This window comes from Streptacidiphilus sp. ASG 303, from assembly GCF_020991365.1.
GTDB lineage: Bacteria > Actinomycetota > Actinomycetes > Streptomycetales > Streptomycetaceae > Peterkaempfera.
In genome coordinates, this window is record NZ_JAJLRA010000013.1 from 26,321 (window position 1) to 45,443 (window position 19,123).

Annotated in this window: 17 protein-coding genes; 5 read left to right on the forward strand and 12 right to left on the reverse strand. The window is 76.9% G+C overall.

The window, feature by feature from the left end; genetic code table 11:
- Positions 1-39: 39 nt before the first annotated feature.
- From LO771_RS17750 to LO771_RS17770, 5 genes are all read right to left on the reverse strand, one after another.
- Entirely contained in the window at positions 40-720 is a 681-nt protein-coding gene (locus LO771_RS17750; RefSeq protein ID WP_230653540.1) for a DUF305 domain-containing protein, read from the reverse strand.
- Positions 721-807: 87 nt separating this feature from the next.
- Positions 808-1,233: a DUF6153 family protein gene (locus LO771_RS17755; RefSeq protein ID WP_230653541.1), complete on the reverse strand. Its 426-nt coding sequence runs from the start codon at positions 1,231-1,233 to the stop codon at positions 808-810.
- Positions 1,234-1,519: 286 nt separating this feature from the next.
- On the reverse strand, positions 1,520-2,011 hold the full coding sequence (locus LO771_RS17760) for a DUF4396 domain-containing protein (RefSeq protein ID WP_230653543.1): 492 nt from the start codon (positions 2,009-2,011) through the stop codon (positions 1,520-1,522).
- 644 nt (positions 2,012-2,655) lie between these two features.
- Positions 2,656-3,864, reverse strand: a complete 1,209-nt coding sequence (locus LO771_RS17765) for a low temperature requirement protein A (protein WP_230653545.1) — start codon at positions 3,862-3,864, stop codon at positions 2,656-2,658.
- Positions 3,865-4,102: 238 nt separating this feature from the next.
- Positions 4,103-5,029: a helix-turn-helix transcriptional regulator gene (locus LO771_RS17770; protein ID WP_230653546.1), complete on the reverse strand. Its 927-nt coding sequence runs from the start codon at positions 5,027-5,029 to the stop codon at positions 4,103-4,105.
- A 370-nt stretch (positions 5,030-5,399) separates the two neighbouring features.
- On the opposite strand from LO771_RS17770, the gene LO771_RS17775 reads away from it, so the two are divergent.
- Both LO771_RS17775 and LO771_RS17780 read left to right on the forward strand, forming a co-directional pair.
- On the forward strand, positions 5,400-6,239 hold the full coding sequence (locus LO771_RS17775; protein WP_230653547.1) for an oxidoreductase: 840 nt from the start codon (positions 5,400-5,402) through the stop codon (positions 6,237-6,239).
- A 305-nt stretch (positions 6,240-6,544) separates the two neighbouring features.
- Positions 6,545-7,789 carry an MFS transporter gene (locus LO771_RS17780; RefSeq protein WP_230653549.1) on the forward strand — a complete coding sequence of 415 codons (1,245 nt, stop codon included), beginning with the start codon at positions 6,545-6,547 and terminating at the stop codon, positions 7,787-7,789.
- A gap of 242 nt (positions 7,790-8,031) precedes the next feature.
- On the opposite strand, the gene LO771_RS17785 is transcribed toward LO771_RS17780, so the two are convergent.
- Positions 8,032-9,003 (reverse strand): LLM class F420-dependent oxidoreductase, encoded by a 972-nt coding sequence (locus LO771_RS17785; RefSeq protein ID WP_230653551.1) that lies wholly within the window; start codon positions 9,001-9,003, stop codon positions 8,032-8,034.
- Between the two features lie 395 nt (positions 9,004-9,398).
- On the opposite strand from LO771_RS17785, the gene LO771_RS17790 reads away from it, so the two are divergent.
- A complete protein-coding gene (locus tag LO771_RS17790) occupies positions 9,399-10,109 on the forward strand; it encodes a peptidylprolyl isomerase (RefSeq protein ID WP_230653552.1) in 711 nt (236 codons plus the stop codon).
- A gap of 192 nt (positions 10,110-10,301) precedes the next feature.
- On the opposite strand, the gene LO771_RS17795 is transcribed toward LO771_RS17790, so the two are convergent.
- The 3 genes from LO771_RS17795 to LO771_RS17810 all read right to left on the reverse strand — a co-directional run bounded on the left by LO771_RS17795 (position 10,302) and on the right by LO771_RS17810 (position 12,530).
- Positions 10,302-10,652 (reverse strand): DoxX family protein, encoded by a 351-nt coding sequence (locus LO771_RS17795; RefSeq protein ID WP_230653553.1) that lies wholly within the window; start codon positions 10,650-10,652, stop codon positions 10,302-10,304.
- Positions 10,653-11,046: 394 nt separating this feature from the next.
- On the reverse strand, positions 11,047-11,562 hold the full coding sequence (locus LO771_RS17800) for a MarR family transcriptional regulator (RefSeq protein WP_308188932.1): 516 nt from the start codon (positions 11,560-11,562) through the stop codon (positions 11,047-11,049).
- A gap of 356 nt (positions 11,563-11,918) precedes the next feature.
- Positions 11,919-12,530, reverse strand: coding sequence for a hypothetical protein (locus LO771_RS17810; RefSeq protein ID WP_230653555.1), 612 nt, complete (start codon positions 12,528-12,530; stop codon positions 11,919-11,921).
- Positions 12,531-12,920: 390 nt separating this feature from the next.
- On the opposite strand from LO771_RS17810, the gene LO771_RS17815 reads away from it, so the two are divergent.
- On the forward strand, positions 12,921-13,130 hold the full coding sequence (locus LO771_RS17815; protein WP_230653557.1) for a hypothetical protein: 210 nt from the start codon (positions 12,921-12,923) through the stop codon (positions 13,128-13,130).
- A 187-nt stretch (positions 13,131-13,317) separates the two neighbouring features.
- Entirely contained in the window at positions 13,318-14,124 is an 807-nt protein-coding gene (locus LO771_RS17820; RefSeq protein WP_230653559.1) for a class I SAM-dependent methyltransferase, read from the forward strand.
- 128 nt (positions 14,125-14,252) lie between these two features.
- Here LO771_RS17820 and LO771_RS17825 read toward each other — a convergent pair whose 3' ends face one another.
- The 3 genes from LO771_RS17825 to LO771_RS17835 form a co-directional block, all read right to left on the reverse strand.
- Positions 14,253-16,136, reverse strand: a complete 1,884-nt coding sequence (locus LO771_RS17825; protein ID WP_230653759.1) for an ABC transporter ATP-binding protein — start codon at positions 16,134-16,136, stop codon at positions 14,253-14,255.
- 135 nt (positions 16,137-16,271) lie between these two features.
- A complete protein-coding gene (locus LO771_RS17830) occupies positions 16,272-17,978 on the reverse strand; it encodes an alpha-amylase family protein (RefSeq protein ID WP_230653561.1) in 1,707 nt (568 codons plus the stop codon).
- Positions 17,975-18,973, reverse strand: coding sequence for a TIGR03885 family FMN-dependent LLM class oxidoreductase (locus LO771_RS17835; RefSeq protein ID WP_230653562.1), 999 nt, complete (start codon positions 18,971-18,973; stop codon positions 17,975-17,977). Before LO771_RS17835 ends, LO771_RS17830 begins: the two co-directional genes overlap by 4 nt.
- Between the last annotated feature and the right edge of the window lie 150 nt (positions 18,974-19,123).

Genomic DNA, 19,123 nt, shown 5'->3' on the forward strand with positions numbered 1-19,123 from the left:
GCCGGGCCGCGGGGTGCGGTCCGGCGGCGCCCGCGGGGGTCAGCCCCGGGCGAGGAGCTGCTTCATGCGGGTGATCTCTGCGGTCTGGGAGGTGGCGACGGAGGCGGCGAGCCGCCTGGCGGGGGCGTAGGCGCCCCCGGCCTGCTCGTCCCCGGCCATCCGCACCGCGCCGGCGTGGTGGGCGATCATCATCCGCAGGAAGGCGGTGTCGAACGCCCTACCGGTGAGCGTGCCGAGCCGGGCCATGTCGGCGTCGTCCGCCATCCCCGGCATGCCGGCCGTGTCCTCCGTGCCGGGCATGGCGGAGTGGTCCGTGCCGGGCATGGAGCCCATGCCCGCCATGGCGTCGGGGACCTGCTCGCCCCAGGCGGCCAGCCAGCCCGTCATGGTGGCGATCTCGGGACCCTGGGCCTTCTCGATCGCGGCGGCGAGCTGCTTGACCTGCGGGGAGGAGGCCCGGGCGGCGGCGAGCCCCGCCATGGCCAGGGCCTGGCGGTGGTGGGGGATCATCTGCTGGGCGAAGACGGTGTCCGCGGCGTTGTGGGCCCCGGTGGCCGAGGCCGGCGCGGAGGGGGCCGCCGGGGACGGGGCGCCGGAGCCGTGGCCGGTGTGGGCGTCGGAGGCGGAGCCGCCGTTGCCGCCGCAGGCGGCGAGGACGACGGCGGCGGCAACGGCCGCGGCGGACACGGCGGCCCGGCGGGCGAGGGTGGAAGAGGACATGCGGGTACTCCTGCGGGGTGCACGAAGGGGAAGAGGCTGCGGCGGTGCCGCGTGCGGGCCGTCGGGGCCGCACGGGCACGGGCTGCTCTAGATGCGCAGGAGCTGGAGCTCGGCGAGGTCCGGCGGGGAGCGCGGGCCGCCGAGGGCGGCGGGGTCCGCGCCCGCGGGTGCCGCCCGCGGTCCGGGCGGGGCGGCCAGGGGCGCCGGGGCGGGGGCGGGCGGGGTCCAGGGGGCGGAGGGGGCCGCGGACAGGCACATGGGCCCGGCGTGGACCGCTCCCCCGTGGCCGCCGTCGTGGTGCGGGCACGGGCAGTCGTCGGTGTGGTGGCCGTCCGTGCCGCCCCCGTCGGCGGACGGCACGGTGTGGGCGGCGACGGCGGCCGGGGCCGCGTCGGCGCCGCCCACGGTGCCGCCGGTCAGGCCGTGCATGGCCAGCAGGCCGAGAAGCGCGGTGAGGGCGAGCAGCACGCGGGCCCGCCGGAGCGGGGCCGGGTGCTGCGCGGGGCGCTTCATGGCGGCAACCTTAAGGGGTGGGGGCGGGTGGGGACTGTCCGCCGAAGGGGTGGCGGGAGCGCAGGAGGGGGCGCAGGCCGGGGAGCCCGGCGAGGAGGAGCACGAGCGGCGTCCGGCGGCCCTCCCGATCCGCCGCGCCCCGCCGGCCCCGGCCCCGCCCCGGGCGGTGCCGGCACCGGTCGGCCCCGCATCCTGCGGGGTGTCCGGCGCGGGGGCGGATCCCGTCGAGGACCCGAGGCCCGTCGGAGGCCGCCCACGGCGGGGGTGCCCCCGGGCACCCCCGCCGTCAGTGGTGGGCGTGGACGACGGCGTGGCCCCTGCCGCGGGCGATCAGCCACCGGTTGACGGGCGTGGTGAGCACGAACGCCAGGACGAGGGAGGAGGCCAGGGAGCCCCAGAACAGCAGGTCGGAGAGGCCGGCGTCCATGGCGCCGGGCACGCCGACCATGACGGTGTTGTCGATCAGCTCCATCACGGCGATGGAGACGGTGTCGGCGGCGAGGGCGATCCTCACCGCCTGGCGGAGGGGCACCTGGGCGCGCAGCACGCCGCGCATGGTCAGGGCGTAGCCGAAGACGAAGGCCAGGACGACGGAGACCGCCAGGGTGGCGCCGTTGTGGAGGCCGGCGGCGGTGCCGACGACCATGCCGAGGACCTCGCCGACGGCGCAGCCGGTCAGGCAGTGCAGGGTCGCCTGCGCGGCCGTCCGCCAGGTACCGCCGGCGCTGTGACCGGTGTGCTGCTGCTGGTGCTGGTGCTCGAGTGTCGCGTGGTCCATGACACGGTCTCCTCGGAAGGGTCGGACGTGCGGGCTGCCTGCCCCAACCATATACCCCCAGGGGGTATTCCCGACCCCGCATCGCGCACCCGGTCCGCACCGGAGGCCGGGGGGTGGCGGCCAGCCGGGCGGCACCGCCCAGGCCCTGCGCCCGGACCCCCGAACGGGCGCAGGGCCTCGGCCGGCGCGGCGCGCACACGCTCCCCGCCACCCGGGCAGGCGCGGTCGGGCAGGAGGCGGACCCGGCCGGGGCCGAGCAGGCGGTCCGCCGCGTCGTCCGCGTCGCGCCCGAGGACCATCGGCGCCTCCACCAGGGCGGTCCCCGCCTGCGCGAAGCCCGCGTCGCCGCCGACCCGGCGGAACGCCGCCGGGTCGGCGGCGGGGGGAGAGAACATCCCGGGCGCGCCGACCGCGCAGTCGGGCACCGGCCCGAAGGGGCGCAGGGCGTGGAGCACCCGCACCCGGTCGGCCCGCCCGGGGCCGGCCGGGGCGAGCAGGGCGGCGCGCCCGCCGGGCCCCAGGGCGCGGCGGACGACGGCGAAGGCGGCGACCGGGTCGGCGAGGAACACGGCGCCGAAGCGGCTGACGGCGACGCCGAAGGCCCCCGGCGGCCGCGCGCCGGGCCGGGCGGCCCGCACCCCGGCCTACGGCATCGCCGGGGCGCCCCCGTCCGGCCCGGCGGCACGCGGCCCGCCGTCCTGCACCAGGAGCCGGGCCACGACCAGCGCGGCGACCACGAGGCCGGTGTACAGCACCGGCTGCCCGGTGAACCCGGCCGCGAGCACCCCGGCCGCCGCCGCCGGCGGCAGCGCAGCGGCCCCTCGCGCACGCCCGGACCCGCGGCGCAGGTGCAGCGCCCACACCAGCACGACGAAGGCCGCGACCGGCACCGTGAAGGCGGCCGCCGCCGCCCGGTCGCCCACGTGGGCCCCACCCGCGAGGCGGTCCACCTGGACGGCGAGCCCCGCACCCACCGCGGCCGCCGCGGCGAAGACGCCGTAGTGCCCGTACCCCCAGGCCAGGGAGGCGCGCAGCGAGGTCAGCAGGCGCGGCGCGTCCTCGGCGAAGTAGATCCACCACAGGCCGAACACCGTCAGCAGTCCGCCCGCGGCCGTGGCCGCCAGCCCGCCCGCGGCGGCGCTCCCGTCCAGGGCGGACTGGACGGCGAGCGTCGAGGAGGTCACCGTCTCCCCCAGGACGATCAGCGTGAAGAGCCCGTAGCGCTCGGCGATGTGGTGCGGGTGCCAGGTCGTCGGCCCCACCCGCTCCGCCCACGCCGGGACCGCCAGTTCGGCGGCGGCCAGCAGCACGAAGGAGGCGGTGGACCACTGCTGCGGCAGCGCCAGGCGCGCCACCCAGCCGGCCTGGACCAGCGTCACGCCCACGGCGTAGCGCAGGCAGCAGGCCCGGCGCGGCGGGTCGGAGCGGGCCGCGCGCAGCCACTGGGCCACCAGGGCCAGGCGCATGACCACGTACCCCCAGGTGACGACCGCGAAGTCCTGCCGGTCCAGCGCCCTCGGCACGCCGGCCGCCAGCACCAGCGCGCCCGAGATCTGCACCAGCACCGTCACCCGGTAGAGCACGTCGTCGGTGTCGTAGGCGGAGGCGAACCAGGTGAAGTTCATCCACGCCCACCAGATCGCGAAGAACACCAGCGCGTACCCGGACACCCCCTGCCAGGGGTGCCCGTCGGAGACGCGGTGGTGGAGCCCGGCCGACGCCTGCGCCACGGCCGCCACGAAGCACAGGTCGAAGAAGAGCTCCAGGGCCGTGGAGACCCGGTGCTCCTCGTCCGCGGACCGCGCCGTCATCAGCCGCCGCCACACCGCGGACGGAGCCTCCCCGGTACTCATCGGCATCCCTCGTCCGCTCTCGCCGGCCTCGCCGGGCAACGTCGGCCCCCGTCCAGTGTGCGGGCACGGGACCCGCGGGGTGGACGGCCCCGGCCGTCCGCCGGGGAAGGCCCAGCGTATCGGCGGTCCCGCTCCGGCCCGGCGGCCGTTCCGGGCTCGGGGTGCCGGGGACGGGGTGCCGGGGACGGGGTGCCGGGGACGGGGTGCCGGGGACGGGGTGCCGGGGCGGCGCGGGCGGTCAGGCCCGGTCCGGTGCGGCGGGCCGGTCCGGAGCGGGGGACCGGCCGGGGGCGGCGGGGCGGCCGTGGCCGGCAGGGGCGGCGGGGGATGCGTTCCAGCTGGCCAGCAGGCGCCACGCGTCCTGCGAGGCCGCGTCCTCGGCGGGCAGGTAGACGAAGAGGGTCTGGTCCTCCTCGCCGGGCAGGACCAGGGCCTCGTAGTCGATGGTCAGGGCGCCCACCTGGGGGTGGTGGAAGCGCTTGGAGCCGAAGGTGCGCTCCACCACCCGGTGGTCGGCCCACCAGCGGCGGAACCGGTCGCTCTTCACCGCCAGCTCGCCCACCAGCTCGGCGGTGCGCGGGTCGTCGGGGTGGCGGCCCGCGTCCAGGCGGAGCATGCCGACGATCTCGGCGGCGACCTTCTCCCAGTCGGTGTACAGGGCGCGCGCGGCGTCGTCGAGGATGACCCAGCGGGTGAGGTTGCGCTCGCGGTGGGGCATGGCGTCGAAGTCGGCGAGCAGGACGCGGGCCAGGTGGTTGGCGGCCAGGACGTCGGTGCGCCTGCCCAGGACGAAGGCGGCCTGGTCGGTGAGGGAGTCGAGCATGCGCCGGACGGCGGGGCGCACCCGCTGCACGGCGGGGGCGCCGCGGCGCACCGGGCCGCTCCGGGGGCGGACGAGGTGGAACAGGTGGGCGCGCTCGGCCTGGTCCAGGCGCAGGGCGGCGGCGACCGCGTCCAGGACGCCTTCGGAGGGGCTGACCTGCCGGCCCTGCTCCAGGCGCGTGTAGTAGTCGGTGCTCACCCCGGCGAGCAGGGCGACCTCCTCACGCCGCAGGCCGGGGACGCGGCGGTAGGCGCCGCGGTCGGGCAGCCCGGCGGAGGCGGGGTCGATGGCCGCGCGGCGGCTGCGCAGGAACTCGGCGAGGTCGGCGTTGCGGGCGGGCATGCCTCCATGGTGCCGGGCGCGGCGGCCGTACGGAGGGGCGAAGGGGGGTCTGCCGTTCCCAGGCAGCGCCGTCCCGGGCAGCGCCGTCCCGGGCAGCGCCGTCCCGGGCAGCGCCGTCCCGGGCAGGGCCGTCCCGGGCAGCGCCGTCCCGGGCAGGGCCGTCCCGGGCAGAGCAGGGCCCGGCATCGGCCCCCGGACGCCCCGGCGGCGCTGGTGTGCTGGATGCAGACCCCGGCACGCCGGGTCACGGCAGGCCGGATCCCGGCCTGCCGCCCGCGGCGCCTCGCCGCCCGTCGGGTGCGGCGGACGCCGCCGCAGGCCCGCCGGACGCGTGCCACCCCCCACGGTTCCCGAAAGGACCCCTTCTCCCGTGAAGACCTGGTTCATCACCGGCTGCTCGACCGGCTTCGGCCGCCACCTCGCCCGGGCGGTCCTCGACCGCGGCGACCGCGCGGTGGTCACCGCGCGCAACCCCGAGCAGGTGGCGGACGTCGTGGCGGGCCACGGCGACCGCGCCCTGGCCCTCGCCCTGGACGTCACCGACCCGCAGCAGGTACGGGCCGCCGTCAAGGCGGCCGAGGACGCCTTCGGCGGTATCGACGTGCTGGTCAACAACGCCGGCATCGGCTACTTCGCCGCGGTCGAGGAGAGCGACGAGGCCGAGGTCCGCCGCATGTACGAGATCAACGTCTTCGGCCTGTGGGACGTCACCCGCGCCGTGCTGCCCGGCATGCGCCGGCGCCGCACCGGCACGGTCGTGAACTTCTCCTCCATCGGCGGCCTGCGGGCCTTCCCGGCCGTCGGCCACTACAACGCCACCAAGTTCGCCGTCGAGGGCCTGACCGAGGCCCTGTGGCAGGAGACCGAGCCGCTGGGCATCCGGGCCATGCTCATCGAGCCGGGGATGTTCCGGACCGACTGGGCGGGCCGTTCCGCGGCCGAGACCGCCCCGGCCGGCGAGATCGCCGACTACGCGGCCACCGCCGGCGCCCAGCGCGCCGCCTTCCGCTCCGGCAACGGGCAGGAGCCCGGCGACCCGGCCCGTGCCGCCACGGCGATCATCACCGCCGTCGAGGCGGACAACCCGCCGCGCCGCCTCCTGCTCGGCTCCGCCGCCTACGACACCGCCCTGGCCGGGCTCGACGCCCTGCGTGAGGAGTTCGCCGCCTGGGAGCACGTCTCCCGCGGCGCCGACTTCCCGCAGGACTGACCCCGACCGGCCCCCGGGCGCGGGCGCCCGCGCCCGGGGGCCGGTGCCGTGCCGTGGTCCGGTCCTCAGGCCCGGCCCCGGACCGAACGGCCGGACCATCCGGCCTGTGCGGACCGCGCGGACCCGACGGCGGGCACGCGCCACCACCACGGGCAGGCCGGCCCGGCCTGCGACGACAGGGCCTGCGCGCCGCGGCCCCCGGGCCGGCCGTACGGCGGCCGGCAGGGCCGGGAACGCCGGTGCGGGCCGGACCGGCCGGGCCGGAGGAAGACCCCCGCAGGAAGCGAAGAAGGAACGAAGAGGGAATGAGCGCCACCAGCAGCACCACCCTGCCCCCGGGTGCACCCGCCGGCGGCGGGCGCACCGCCGGTCCGGGGCGAACCGTCCGTCCGGGGCCGGCCCTGGCCGCGCTCGCCCTGGGCGGGTTCGCCATAGGCACCGGCGAGTTCGCCGCCATGGGCCTGCTCCCCGACATCGCCGCCGGCCTCCGCACGGGCCCGAGCCGCGCCGGCCACCTGGTCAGCGCCTACGCCCTCGGCGTCGTGCTGGGCGCCCCCCTGCTCGCCGGCCTCGGCGTGCGCCGGCCCCGCCGTTCCGTGCTCCTGGCGCTGATGGCGCTTTTCACCGCCGGCAACCTGGCGACCGCACTGGCCCCCGGCTACGGCACGCTCCTGGCGGCCCGGTTCGCCTCCGGGCTGCCGCACGGCGCCTTCTACGGAATCGCCGCCCTCGTCGCCGCGGACCTCGCCGGGCCCGCGCGCCGGGCCCGGGCCGTCTCCCGCGTCATGCTCGGCCTGAGCATCGCCAACGTGGCGGGCGTGCCGGCCGCCACCTCGCTCGGACAGGCCGCGGGCTGGCGCACCGCCTACGCCGCCGTCACCGTCGCCGGCGCCCTGACCTTCGCGGCGGTCCGCCTCCTCGTGCCGGCCGGTCCTGGCCGGCCGCGGGCGACCGTCCGCAGCGAGTTCGCGGCACTGCGCCGACCACGGGTCCTGGCCACCCTGGCCGTCGGCGCGATCGGCTTCGGGGGCATGTTCAGCGTCTACACCTACCTCTCCCCCGCGCTGACCGGGCGGGCCCACCTGCCCGCGGCGGCCGTCCCCGCCGTCCTGGCCGTCTTCGGCCTGGGCATGACCGCCGGCAACCTCGCGGGCGGGCGGACCGTCGACCGCGCACCGGCCGCCTCGCTCGTCGGGATCCTGGGCACGATGGTCCTCTTCCCCGCGCTCTTCGCGGCCGTCTCGGCACACCGCACCGCGGCCGTCGGCGCGGTCCTCCTCCTCGGCACCGGCTTCGCCCTGGTCCCCGCGCTGCAGACGCGCCTGATGGACGCCGCCGCAGACGCCCCCACCCTGGCCGCCGCCACCAACCACAGCGCCTTCAACCTCGCCAACGCCCTCGGGGCGTTCCTGGGAGGCGCCGCCCTCGACGCCACCGGTTCCTGGGCCGCCCCCGCGTGGACCGGGTCCGCACTCGCCGCCACCGGCCTGCTGCTCCTCGCCGCGACCCTGGCCGCCGAACGCAGGCAGCGCACCGAGCCCGCCCCCTGACCGCGCCGGGCCGGGCCGCCCACGGTGCCGGAACGCCGGACCGGGGGCGGGCAGGGCAGGCTCCCACGCGGCGCAGCCCACCGGTCGGGCTGCCGCACGCCACGCGGCGGCCGGGGAGGCGGGGCGAGGACCGTCCCGGGCCCGCCCGCCCGCGACACCCCGCGGCCCGCCCGCACGGGTGCCGTCCCGCCCCGGCCCGAGGCGCACGGGGCGGGACGGGACGGCGCCGGTCCGGCACGGGGTCAGCGCAGGTGCGGCATCACCTCGCGGGCGAACAGCCGCATGGACTCCAGCCGCGTGGACTCGTGGAAGTACAGCACGAAGGACTGGATCCCGGCGTCGACGAGGGCCCCGAAGGTCTCGACGAGCTGCTCCGGGGTTCCGACGGCGTTGTGCGCGGCGAGCTCCGCGCGGCTGCGCCCGTCCAGGTGCGGCGCCGTCATGCGCTGCAGGCCGGACTCGTCGGGGGCGACGAAGACCGAGAGCGTGGCCGTCCGAAGGATGTCGTCGTAGTCGCGGCCGACGTCGTCGCAGTGGCGGGCCAGCACGTCGAGCTTGTGCCGGTAGAACTGCGGGTCGGTGTGGTCGGTCAGGTTGCAGGCGTCGGCGTGCTCGGCGACCAGGCGCAGGGTGACCTTCTCCCCGCTGCCGCCGATCAGGAGCGGGATGTGGGGCCTGCGGACCCCGACGGGCACGTTGACGGCGTCGCGCACCCGGTAGTACCGGCCCTCGAAGGTGCTGCGCGGCGAGCGGAGCATGGTCCTGACGACCTGGGCCGCCTCGCCGAGCCGCTGCAGCCGCTCCCCGACGGGCGGGTGGGGCGCCGGGTAGCCGTAGGCCTCGTACTCGCGCCCGTCCCAGCCCGCGCCCAGCCCGACGATCGCGCGGCCGCCGCTGGCGGCGTCGAGCGTGGCGGCCATCTTCGCCACCAGCGCCGGGTTGCGGTAGCTGTTGCAGGTGACCAGCTGGCCCAGCTCGACGCGCCGGGTCTCCCGGGCGACGGCCGCCAGGCTGGTCCAGCACTCGAAGGTGGTCTCCGGCTCGGCCTGGACCGGCTGGAGGTGGTCGTAGAGCCACACGGAGTCGAAGCCGAGCGCCTCGGCCTCCCTGCCGACCTCCACCATGGCCTCGAACTGCTCCGCGGGGTCGGCCAGATGGACCAGGTCCAGACGCCACCCCTGCGGCAGTATCGCGCCCCACCGTATTCCTGCCACTGCCACCACACCCTTGCGATCGAAGAAACGTTCGCAAAACTAGTACACGGGCATGGAAAGAACGGCAGGGGCCTCGGCTCACCCCGCGGAACACAGAGAGGCCGCCGCTCCCGGGCGCGGTGGCCGGGGCGTTCGGCGGCTCAGGGCGCTCCTGCCGGCGCGCGTCCCGGCTCGGCGTCGCCGCGGCCGACCGGACCGCCCGGGCGACCGGCCCCCGCGGGGCCCGGACCGCTGCGGCGGCACGGGCGGGAGGACGCGGCGCGACCGGGCGGCGGGCGGCGAGTACCCGGCCGCCGACCGGGGAATGGCTCATGGACATGACATGGCGATGACAGGTGTCCCACCAAAGCCCCGGCCGGGACGCCCCGCCCCACCCACGACCCGGAGGTCGACCCGTGAAGCGCGGTCACCGACTGCTCCCCACCGCCCTCGCAACGTCCGCGATCCTCGTCCTGGCGTCAGCCGGGGCCGCCCCGGCCGCAGGACCCGGCGCAGGCGCCCCGGCCGCGGGACCCGGCGCCGGCGGCAGGGCCGCCCCGGGCCCCGCCGGCTGCGCCTACACCCCGGCGGTCCCCGCCGACAACTTCAAGGGCATCCCCGTCTTCGACCCGGTCGGGGCCGCCGCCCCCTACGACGCCACCCTGCGCACCGCCCAGGGCCGGATCACCTTCCGGGCGCTCACCGGCGAGGCGCCGTGCACGACGTTCTCCTTCCGGTTCCTGGCCGAGCACCGGTACTTCGACCGCACCCACTGCCACCGGCTCACCACACAGCGGATCTACGTCCTGCAGTGCGGCGACCCCACCGGCACCGGCAGCGGAGGCCCGGGGTACTCGTTCCCGGACGAGAACCTCACCGGCGCCACCTACCCGGCGGGCACCGTGGCGATGGCCAACGCAGGGCCCGACACCAACGGCAGCCAGTTCTTCCTCGTCTGGAAGGACACCCGGCTCTCCCCCGCGTACACCCCCTTCGGCCGGGTGACCTCCGGCCTGGACGTGCTGCAGAAGATCGCCGCCGGCGGGGAGGACGACCAGAACGGCCCCGGCGACGGCTTCCCCACCCTGCCGGTCACCGTCAGGCGGGTCCAGATCCAGAAGCGCTGACGGGCCGCCGGCCTCCGGGGGGCCGTCCGCGAGAACCGCGCTCCGGAGGAGCCCGGCGGGGGAGCCCGCCCGGGGAAGGGCCGGCCCGGATCCCTGCCCGGCGGGAAGGAAGGAAGGAAGGCCGGGCCGCCCGGGCCGCCCGGGCCGCAGGACGTCCGTGGCGGCCCGGCCGGCCCGGCCGGGCCCCTCGGGTCAGACGGTGGCGACGGCCAGGGCCAGCGCGGCGATCGAGACGGCGAGCAGGACGCCGGGGACGGGAGCGCCCTTGGCGTCCCGGGCGCGCAGGTGGGCGATGACCGCGCCGGCGAAGTAGAGGACGACGCCGACGGCTGCGGCGATGCCGAGCGGCCGGAAGCCGGCACCGATGAGCAGCCCGAGGGCGCCGGCGAACTCGAGGCCCGCCAGCACCGGGAACACGCCCCTCGGGATGCCGATGCCGTCGAGGGAGGAGGTGACCCTTTCGTCCTTGACGAGCTTGCCCCGTCCGGAGGCGACCAGGACGAGGGACAGCAGGACGGCAAGGGCGACGTAGGCGATCGACACTGCGGTTTCTCCTGGAACGGGAGGCGGCGGAAGCACGGGGTCCCCGGCTGCATATGCGGTCGGGCCGTCATTCTTCCAAGCAGCCGACCTCCTGGACAGACCGTCAGAAGGGAAGCAGCCCGGCAGTCCCCTGCGACGGGGCGGGACGGCGGGAGCGGCAGGGACGACGGGAGCGACGGGGGCCAAGGGCCGGGGCGGCGGGCAGGGTCGGCGACGCCCGCCGCCGGGTCCGGTGCGGGCGGCGACGGCGTGGCCGACGGGCTTTCAGGATCCTTCCGCGAGGGCCCGCCTGTCGCGGGGAGGCGGGGTCCACGGTGCCGCCGGCACCAGGGCGGCAGCCGAGTCCGGCACCGGGGCCGCACCGGCGTCCCGACCGGGGGCGCGGCAGGCAGGTTCAGCGGGTCCCGGCGCTGCCTGCGGCCCCCTGCGCCATGGCGCAGACGCCGTCCGGCCCCTCCGGGGAGACGTGGTGAGCGGCGATGGCCCGCAGGATGACCGGCAGCCGGTCACGGTCGGACGGGGACAGCGGCTCCAGGAGGGCGGCCTCGGCCCCGTCGATGACGGCCTGGGCGGCGGAGAGCCGCCTCCTGCCTTCGGGGGTCGCCCGGACGAGCTTGCTGCGCCGGTCCGACGGTTCGGCGACCCGCTCGACCAGGCCGGCCTCCTCCAGGTCGTCGAGCAGGTAGACCATGACGGTCCGGTCCACGCCCAACTGCCGCGCCAGTTCCGCCTGGTTGCGGACGCTGCGGTGCGCGGCGCCGGACAGGGCCTGGAACCCGCGGAGCCCGTGCGGGAGGTCGGCGACGGCGTGCTGCACGGCCTCGACATGAGCACGGGAGCACCGGGCCAGCAGCCACCCGAGGCTGTCCTCGAGGCCGGGCGGCAGGGGCGAGGGCGCAGGCTCGGTCACGCCGTGAGTATAAACCTGTACATTTCGGCAGGCCGTCTGCGGAGCAGACGGCCTGCCGAGGCCGCCGTACGGGTGGACCGGCCGTCCGGACGACGGCGGGCGGGCCGTCCGGAGGACGGCGGGCGGGCCGGGGCGCGGCGCCTGCGGCTCGACCCGGTCGGGCCCGGTGGGGCGGCGGCTGTGCGCGGCGTGCGTCGCCGTGCGGCGACGGGCCCCCGGGCCGGTCTCCCGGGCGTCGAGCGTCCCTTCCGACGGTTCCTGGACGAAACACCCGGGGTCCGGCCCCGGGCACCGACGCCGGAGGGCCGCCACGGCCGCTCCGGTCCGGCCGGGGGCCGTGGACGTGAGGGCGCGGCCTACCGGAGGCGTTCGATGCGGGCGTGGCGGACGAGGTTCCTGCCGGGCTCACGGATCCGGTCGAAGGCCGCGTCGTTCAGCAGCGCACAGCTCCCCGAGGGGCCCGTCACCGCCACCGACGTGGAACGGCCGTTGTCCAGGTTGGTCACCCTCAGCCTGGTGCCGACCGGGAACCGGTCACTGCTCGCCGCCGGCGCCCCGGCCTCCCCCGACAGCGTCACCGTCGCCCCCGCACACACCACCTCACCGGCGGGAGGCGGGACCGTCACCGCGCCCGCCGGCGCCGGGACGCCCCCCGGCGCCGCGGCGGACGGGGGTGCGCTCCGGGGAGCCGCCTGCGGCGCGGCGCAGCCGCCCTGGGCGAGCTGCTGTCCGAGGAGGTCGGCGACCGCCTGCCGGTTGGCGATCACCGCGGCCGAGTTCGCCACCGGGTGGGCCCGCTGGGCGGCGACGAGGTCCTGCGTCTCCCGGAGGCGTGACGCCAGCCCGGCGCAGTCCACGGCCGCCTGGCTGGTCTGCACGGTGACGGCCACTCCCCCGCAGACGACGGCGGCGGCACAGGCGAACAGGACGCCCCTCTGCCTGCGGCTGACGGTACGCCTTCGCGACATGACGACTCCTCACGGGTGGGACCGGGGCGCAGCACCGCATACCGGTGACCGGTCGCCCTGTGTACGGGCGGACGGGCGGTCCGGTTCACCCGGCCGCGTCGTGGGCCGGGGCAGGGGCGGGACGGCGACCGCCCCGAGGGACGCCCTCCGGACCCGGCCGCGGCAGGGGGGGCGGGCACGTCGGCCCGCCGGTCCCGACGCGCCGGCCGGGCACGCCGCACCTCGCGGGGGCGCGCCCCCGGCGAAACGGCGGCACGAGGGCACCCGGATGTGCTTGCCCGGGACGCCGGGAGCACATACCGTCCCATCTCGTCGGGCGATTCGTCCAAGAACGTCGGACATCGGACGTTCTGCCCTGCCCGTCTTTCCCCTACCGAGGAGACCACCGTGATGGACACCACCGAGCTCCAGGAGCAGACCGCCGAACTGCTGCCCCGCCGCGAGGCTCTGGGCCGGTTCAACCTCAACCTCCTGGAGCTGACCAACATCAACCAGCGCCTGGCCGACGTCGACGCGAGCAACACCTCGTTCGCGGTGAACAACTTCTCCGACGACGCCCTCGCCCAGGCCAACTCCGGCCAGTGGATCAACGTCCGCTAGTGATCCACCGGCCCGCCCGGCGTCCCCTGCGGCACGGCGATCGCCGCGGGGGACGTCCGGGCGGGCGGCGGGCCTGCCGCCCTCGCCGGCGAGCACGGAACCTGCCGGGGTCGCCGCGGCCACGGGCGGTACGCCGTGCCCGCGGATCACGGGAGGGACACCGTCCGGGCCCGATACGCTGGGGCCGATGTCCACCTCGCCGGGCCCGACCCTCCGCGAACTCGCCGTGCAGGCACTGTCCTCCACGGAGCGCGGCTACGACCTGCTCGCCCCCGACTTCGACCGCACGCCCTTCCGCACGCCGGACCGCGTCCTGGACGCCGTGGCCCGCGAACTGCGGCGGCTGGGGCCGTTCGCCGCCGGGCTCGACGTGTGCTGCGGCACCGGGGCCGGCGTCGGTGTCCTGCGGGCGGTGTGCACGGACCGGGTCGTCGGCGTCGACTTCAGCGCGGGGATGCTCGCCGTCGCCCGCTCAGCCCCGGTCGCCCCCGTCCCTGCCGCCCCCGCGCGGGAACCCGGCGGAGCGGGACCGGGAGACGCAGGACGTCCGGACGGACCCGCCGGCCCGGACGGGCCGGCGGCGCACTGGGTGCGGGCCGACGCCCGCCGGCTGCCCTTCCGCGCGCCCGCCTTCGACCTGGCGGTGAGCTTCGGGGCGTTCGGCCACTTCCTGCCCGCCGAGCGGCCCGCGCTGTTCGCCCAGGTGCACGCGGCGCTGCGGCCCGGCGGCCTGTTCGCCTTCCCCCTGCCCGCACCGGCGCGGGTCGGCTCGCGCCTGTACTGGGGCCTGTGGGGGTTCGACGCGGCGATGCGGGTGCGCAACGCGCTGTGGCGCCCCCGCTTCGTCATGTACTACCGCACGTTCCGGCCGTCCGCCGTGCTCGGGGAGCTGGCGCGGGCCGGGTTCGACGTGGCCGCGCCGCCCCTCGGCGCTCTCGGCCTCCGGCCGGACGGCACTCCGCGCTGCCGCCTCGTGGTGGCCCGGCGGCGCTGACCGGCCCCGCCCCCCGGCCGGCAGGCGGGGCCCGGGACAGGGGCCGGAACACCGCCGGCCCACCGTCGGCTCACCGTGGGCACGGGGCGGCCGGCGCAGGTCGACCGGCACAGGGCGGCCGGCGCGGCTCAGACGGCCTCGACCGGCTCCGTTCCGGCCCCGGCCCGGAACTGGGTGCGGTACAGCTCCGCGTAGCGGCCGTCCGCCGCGAGCAGTTCGGTGTGCGTCCCGCGCTCCACGATCCGCCCGCCCTCGACGACGAGGATGAGGTCGGCGGCGCGCACCGTCGAGAGGCGGTGGGCGATGACCACGGCGGTCCGGCCGGCCAGGGCCTCGGTGAGGGCCTCCTGGACCGCCGCCTCGGAGGTGTTGTCCAGGTGGGCCGTGGCCTCGTCGAGGATGACGACCCGCTGGCCGGCCAGGAGCAGCCGGGCGATGGTCATGCGCTGCCGCTCGCCGCCAGAGAGCCGGTACCCGCGCTCGCCCACGACGGTGTCGAGGCCGTCCGGCAGCTCCGCGACGAGGGTGTCGAGGCGGGCGCGGCGCAGGACGTCCCACAGGTCGTCCTCGCCGGCCTCCGGCCTGGCGAGCAGCAGGTTGGCGCGGACCGTGTCGTGGAAGAGGTGCCCGTCCTGGGTGACCATGCCGACGGTGGCGCGGAGGGAGGCCGCCGACAGGTCGCGCACGTCGACGCCGCCGACCCGCACCGCGCCGCCGTCGACGTCGTACAGGCGGGGCAGGAGCTGGGCGATGGTCGACTTGCCGGCCCCGGACGACCCCACGAGCGCCACCGTGGAGCCGGCCTCGGCGCGGAAGGAGACGCCGCGCAGCACCTCGCCGCCGGCCCGGGTGTCGAGGGCGGCGACCTCCTCCAGCGAGGCGAGCGACACCTTGTCGGCGGACGGGTAGGCGAAGCGGACGTCGTCGAACTCGACGGCGACGGGCCCGGGCGGCACCTCCCGGGCGCCGGGCCGGTCGGCGATGAGGGGCTCCAGGTCGAGGACCTCGAAGACCCGCTCGAAGCTGACCAGGGCGCTCATGACCTCGACACGGGCGCCCGCCAGGGAGGTCAGCGGGGCGTAGAGGCGGGTGAGGAGCAGGGCGAGCGCGACGACGGAGCCCGCTTCGAGGCCGCCGGTGAGCGCGTAGTGGCCGCCCAGCCCGTAGACGAGGGCGAGGGCGAGGGCGGAGACGAGGGTGAGGGCCGTGATGAAGGCCGACTGGGCCATCGCGGTGCGCACGCCGATGTCCCGGACGCGGCGGGCCCGGCGGGCGAACTCGGCGGACTCGTCGGCGGGCCGGCCGAAGAGCTTCACCAGGGTGGCGCCGGGGGCGGAGAACCGCTCGGTCATCTGGGTGCCCATGGCGGCGTTGTGGGTGGCGGCCTCGCGCTGGAGGGCCGCCATGCGGGTGCCCGTGCGCCGCGCCGGCACGACGAAGACGGGGAGCAGCACCAGGGCGAGGAGGGTGATCTGCCAGGACAGGGTGAGCATGACCGCGAGGGTCAGCAGCAGGGTGACGATGTTGCCGACGACCCCGGACAGGGTGTTGCTGAAGGCCCGCTGGGCGCCGATCACGTCGTTGTTGAGGCGGCTGACGAGCGCCCCCGTGCGGGTGCGGGTGAAGAAGGCGACGGGCATGCGCTGGACGTGGTCGAAGACGGCGGTGCGCAGGTCGAGGATGAGGCCCTCACCGAGGTTCGCGGACAGCCAGCGGTTCAGCAGTCCGAGCCCCGCCTCGGCGAGGGCGATCAGGGCGATGAGCAGGGCCAGCGTGGTGACGCGGCGGGAGTCGCCGCCGGAGACGATCGCGTCGACGACGCGGCCGGCGAGGACGGGGGTCGCGACGGCGAGCAGCGCGGTGACCACGCTGAGCAGCACGAAGCCGGTGATGCGGCGGCGGTGCGGCCGGGCGAACGCGCCGACGCGGCGCAGGGTGGCCCGGGCCAGGGGGCGGCGTTCCCGCGTGGCGTTCATGACGCTGTGCAGCTGCATCCAGGCGGTGGTCTCCATGCTCATGGAGGGACCGTAGGGCCTCAACCGGGCTTGAGGTCAAGGACGTGCCCGTGTGCGGGGCCGGCGCCGCCGCCCCGGCCCCCGGCGGCGGGACCTCCCGGTACCGCCGCCGGGCCGCCCGGGGGCGGGGGTTCAGCAGGCCGCGGTCCGCTCGGGGGCCTCGCGGCCGGTGGGGACCCGCAGCCAGCGGTAGCCGTACGGCGGGAGTGGGACCTCGGGCCTGCGGTCCTCCGGGACGGTCAGGTCCTCGCCGTCGCCGGCGGTGGCGAGCAGGTCGGTGAGCGTGCTCCCGGGTACGGCGTCGGGCAGGGCCGGCCGGACGGTCACCGGCCGTCCGGAGAAGTTGTGCACGGCGAGCACGCAGCCGTCGGACGTGGAGGCGAGGTGGGCCAGGACCGCCGGGTCGCGGGTCTCGACGGCCCGGTAGCGGCCCCAGGCCAGTTCGGGCGCCTCCCGGTAGCGCTCGACGAACAGGCGCATGCGGCCGAGGAGCGAGCCGGGGTCGTGGCACTGGCCGTCCACGTTGACGTGCTCCGGCCCGAAGTCCCCCTCGACCAGGGGGTTGGGGAAGCGGGCCGGGTCGGCCGTGGAGAACCCGGCGCCCTTCTCCGGGGACCACTGCATGGGGGTGCGGACCGCCTGGCGGCCCTCGGCGGCCAGGTTCTCCCCCATGCCGATCTCCTCGCCGTAGAAGAGGACCGGCGTCCCGGGCAGGGTGAACAGCAGGCTGTAGGCGAGCTCCACGCGCCGGCGGTCGCCGCCGACCATCGGGGGCAGCCTGCGGCGCAGGCCGCGGCCGTAGAGCTGCATGTCCTTCTCGGGGCCGAAGGCCGCGAACACCTCGGCCCGCTCGTCGTCGTCCAGCTTGTCGAGGGTCAGCTCGTCGTGGTTGCGCACGAAGGTCGCCCAGTGGGCGTCCCGGGGGGCGGCGGGGCGCTCGTGCAGCGCGTCGGCGAGCGGGCGGGCGTCCTCGCGCGCCATGGCCAGGTACATCCGCTGCATGCCGACGAAGTCGAAGCACATGGTGAGCTCGTCGCCGCGCTCCGAGGACGGGTCGCCGAAGAACCGGAGGGTGTCCGGGTAGGGCAGGTTGACCTCGCCGAGGAGGACCGCCTCGCCGTTGCGGCGGTTGAGGAAGGCCCGCAGGTCGGCGAGGTGGTCGTGGGGGTCGGGCAGCGCGCCCGCGTCGTCCTGGCCGTCGGTCTCCAGCAGGAACGGCACGGCGTCGACGCGGAACCCGGACAGGCCGAGCTGCGTCCAGAAGCCCATGATGCGGGCGATCTCGTCGCGCACCGCGGGGTTGGCGACGTTCAGGTCGGGCTGCTCCTTGTAGAAGCGGTGCAGGTAGTACTGGCCGGTGGGCTCGTCGTACTCCCACAGGCTCTGCTCGGCGTCGGGGAAGACGACGCCCTTCGGCCCGTCCTCGGGCGGGGTGTCCTGCCAGACGTACCAGTCGCGGTGGTCGGAGTCGCGGGAGGACCGGGCGTCCCGGAACCAGGGGTGCCGGTCGGAGGTGTGGTTGACCACGAGGTCGGCGATGACGCGGATGCCGCGGTCGCGCGCGGTGCGGACGAACTCGGCGAAGTCGCCCAGGGTGCCGAGGCGGGGGTCGACGCCGTAGAAGTCGGTGATGTCGTAGCCGTCGTCGCGTTCGGCCGTCGGGTAGAACGGCATCAGCCACAGGCAGGTCACGCCGAGGCGCACAAGGTGGTCGATCCGCTGCGTCAGCCCGGCGAAGTCGCCGATGCCGTCGCCGTTGCCGTCCTGGTAGGTCTCGACGTCCAGGCAGTACACGACCGCGTTCTTCCACCACAGGTCGGACGTGCGGGTGAGCCTCATCGGTACGCCTCCGCGGTGGCGGGCTGCGGGCGGGTGACGTCGAGCTGCGGCAGGACCTTCGCGCCGAAGGCGTCGAGGAAGGCGCGCTGCTCCCGGCCCACGTGGTGGAGCATCACCGCGTCGAAGCCGAGGTCGGCGTACTCCTGGAGCCAGGCGGCGTGCCGGGACAGGTCGGAGGAGATGTTCACCGTGCGGGCGACCTGCTCGACGGTGACGTGCTCGCTGACGGTGTCGAACAGTTCGGGGGTGTCCAGGTCCCAGCTGGCCGGCGGGGCGTGCACGTTGGTGCGCCACTGGTCGTGGGCGAGGGCGGCCGCCTCCTCCTCGTCGGGGGCCCAGCTGAGGTGGACCTGGAGGGTGAGCGGCCCGCGGCCGCCGGCCGAGCGGTAGGCGCCGGCTATGCCCAGCAGGGTCTCGCGGGGGGCGTTCACGGTGATGAGGCCGTCGGCCCACTCGGCGCACCAGGCCGCGGTGGCCTCGCTGCACGCGGCTCCGACGAGCGGCGGCACGGTCTCCGGCCGGGTCCACAGGCGGGCCCGGTCGACCGTCACCAGCCCGTCGTGGCTGACCTCCTCGCCGCGCAGCAGGGCGCGGATGACGTCGACGCACTCGCGCAGCCGGGCGTTGCGGACGTCCTTGCGGGGCCAGCGGCCGCCGGTGATGTGCTCGTTGGAGGCCTCGCCGCTGCCCAGGGCCGCCCAGAAGCGGCCCGGGTACATGGAGGCGAGGCTGCCGATCGCCTGGGCCACGATCGCGGGGTGGTAGCGCTGGCCGGGGGCGTTGACGACGCCGAACGGCACGCGGTCGGTGGCCTGGAGGGCGGCGCCGAGCCACGACCAGGCGAATCCCGACTCGCCCTGGCGGGCGCTCCACGGCGAGAAGTGGTCCGAGCACATGGCGGCGGTGAAGCCGGCCTGTTCGGCATGGACGACGGCCTGCAGGAGGTCGGCGGGGGGCACCTGTTCGTGCGAGGCGTGGAATCCGTAGACGGTCATGGCCCGCGCGTACCCGCCGGGCGGCGGTTCACGGGCGGCGGTTCACGGGTGACGGTTCACGGGCGGGGGCGGCGGCGGGCGGGGGCGGCGGACCGGGCAGGGCCGGGCGGCCGCGGGGCCGCGGGGCCGCGGGCCGCAGGACGGCCGGTC

Bases quoted from the DNA above. Each gene is read 5' to 3' on its own strand.
- LO771_RS17750 (WP_230653540.1), bottom strand. From the start codon at position 720: ATGTCCTCTTCCACCCTCGCCCGCCGGGCCGCCGTGTCCGCCGCGGCC.
- LO771_RS17755 (WP_230653541.1), bottom strand. From the start codon at position 1,233: ATGAAGCGCCCCGCGCAGCACCCGGCCCCGCTCCGGCGGGCCCGCGTG.
- LO771_RS17760 (WP_230653543.1), bottom strand. From the start codon at position 2,011: ATGGACCACGCGACACTCGAGCACCAGCACCAGCAGCAGCACACCGGT.
- LO771_RS17765 (WP_230653545.1), bottom strand. From the start codon at position 3,864: ATGAGTACCGGGGAGGCTCCGTCCGCGGTGTGGCGGCGGCTGATGACG.
- LO771_RS17770 (WP_230653546.1), bottom strand. From the start codon at position 5,029: ATGCCCGCCCGCAACGCCGACCTCGCCGAGTTCCTGCGCAGCCGCCGC.
- LO771_RS17780 (WP_230653549.1), top strand. From the start codon at position 6,545: ATGAGCGCCACCAGCAGCACCACCCTGCCCCCGGGTGCACCCGCCGGC.
- LO771_RS17810 (WP_230653555.1), bottom strand. From the start codon at position 12,530: ATGTCGCGAAGGCGTACCGTCAGCCGCAGGCAGAGGGGCGTCCTGTTC.
- LO771_RS17815 (WP_230653557.1), top strand. From the start codon at position 12,921: ATGGACACCACCGAGCTCCAGGAGCAGACCGCCGAACTGCTGCCCCGC.
- LO771_RS17820 (WP_230653559.1), top strand. From the start codon at position 13,318: ATGTCCACCTCGCCGGGCCCGACCCTCCGCGAACTCGCCGTGCAGGCA.
- LO771_RS17825 (WP_230653759.1), bottom strand. From the start codon at position 16,136: ATGGAGACCACCGCCTGGATGCAGCTGCACAGCGTCATGAACGCCACG.
- LO771_RS17830 (WP_230653561.1), bottom strand. From the start codon at position 17,978: ATGAGGCTCACCCGCACGTCCGACCTGTGGTGGAAGAACGCGGTCGTG.
- LO771_RS17835 (WP_230653562.1), bottom strand. From the start codon at position 18,973: ATGACCGTCTACGGATTCCACGCCTCGCACGAACAGGTGCCCCCCGCC.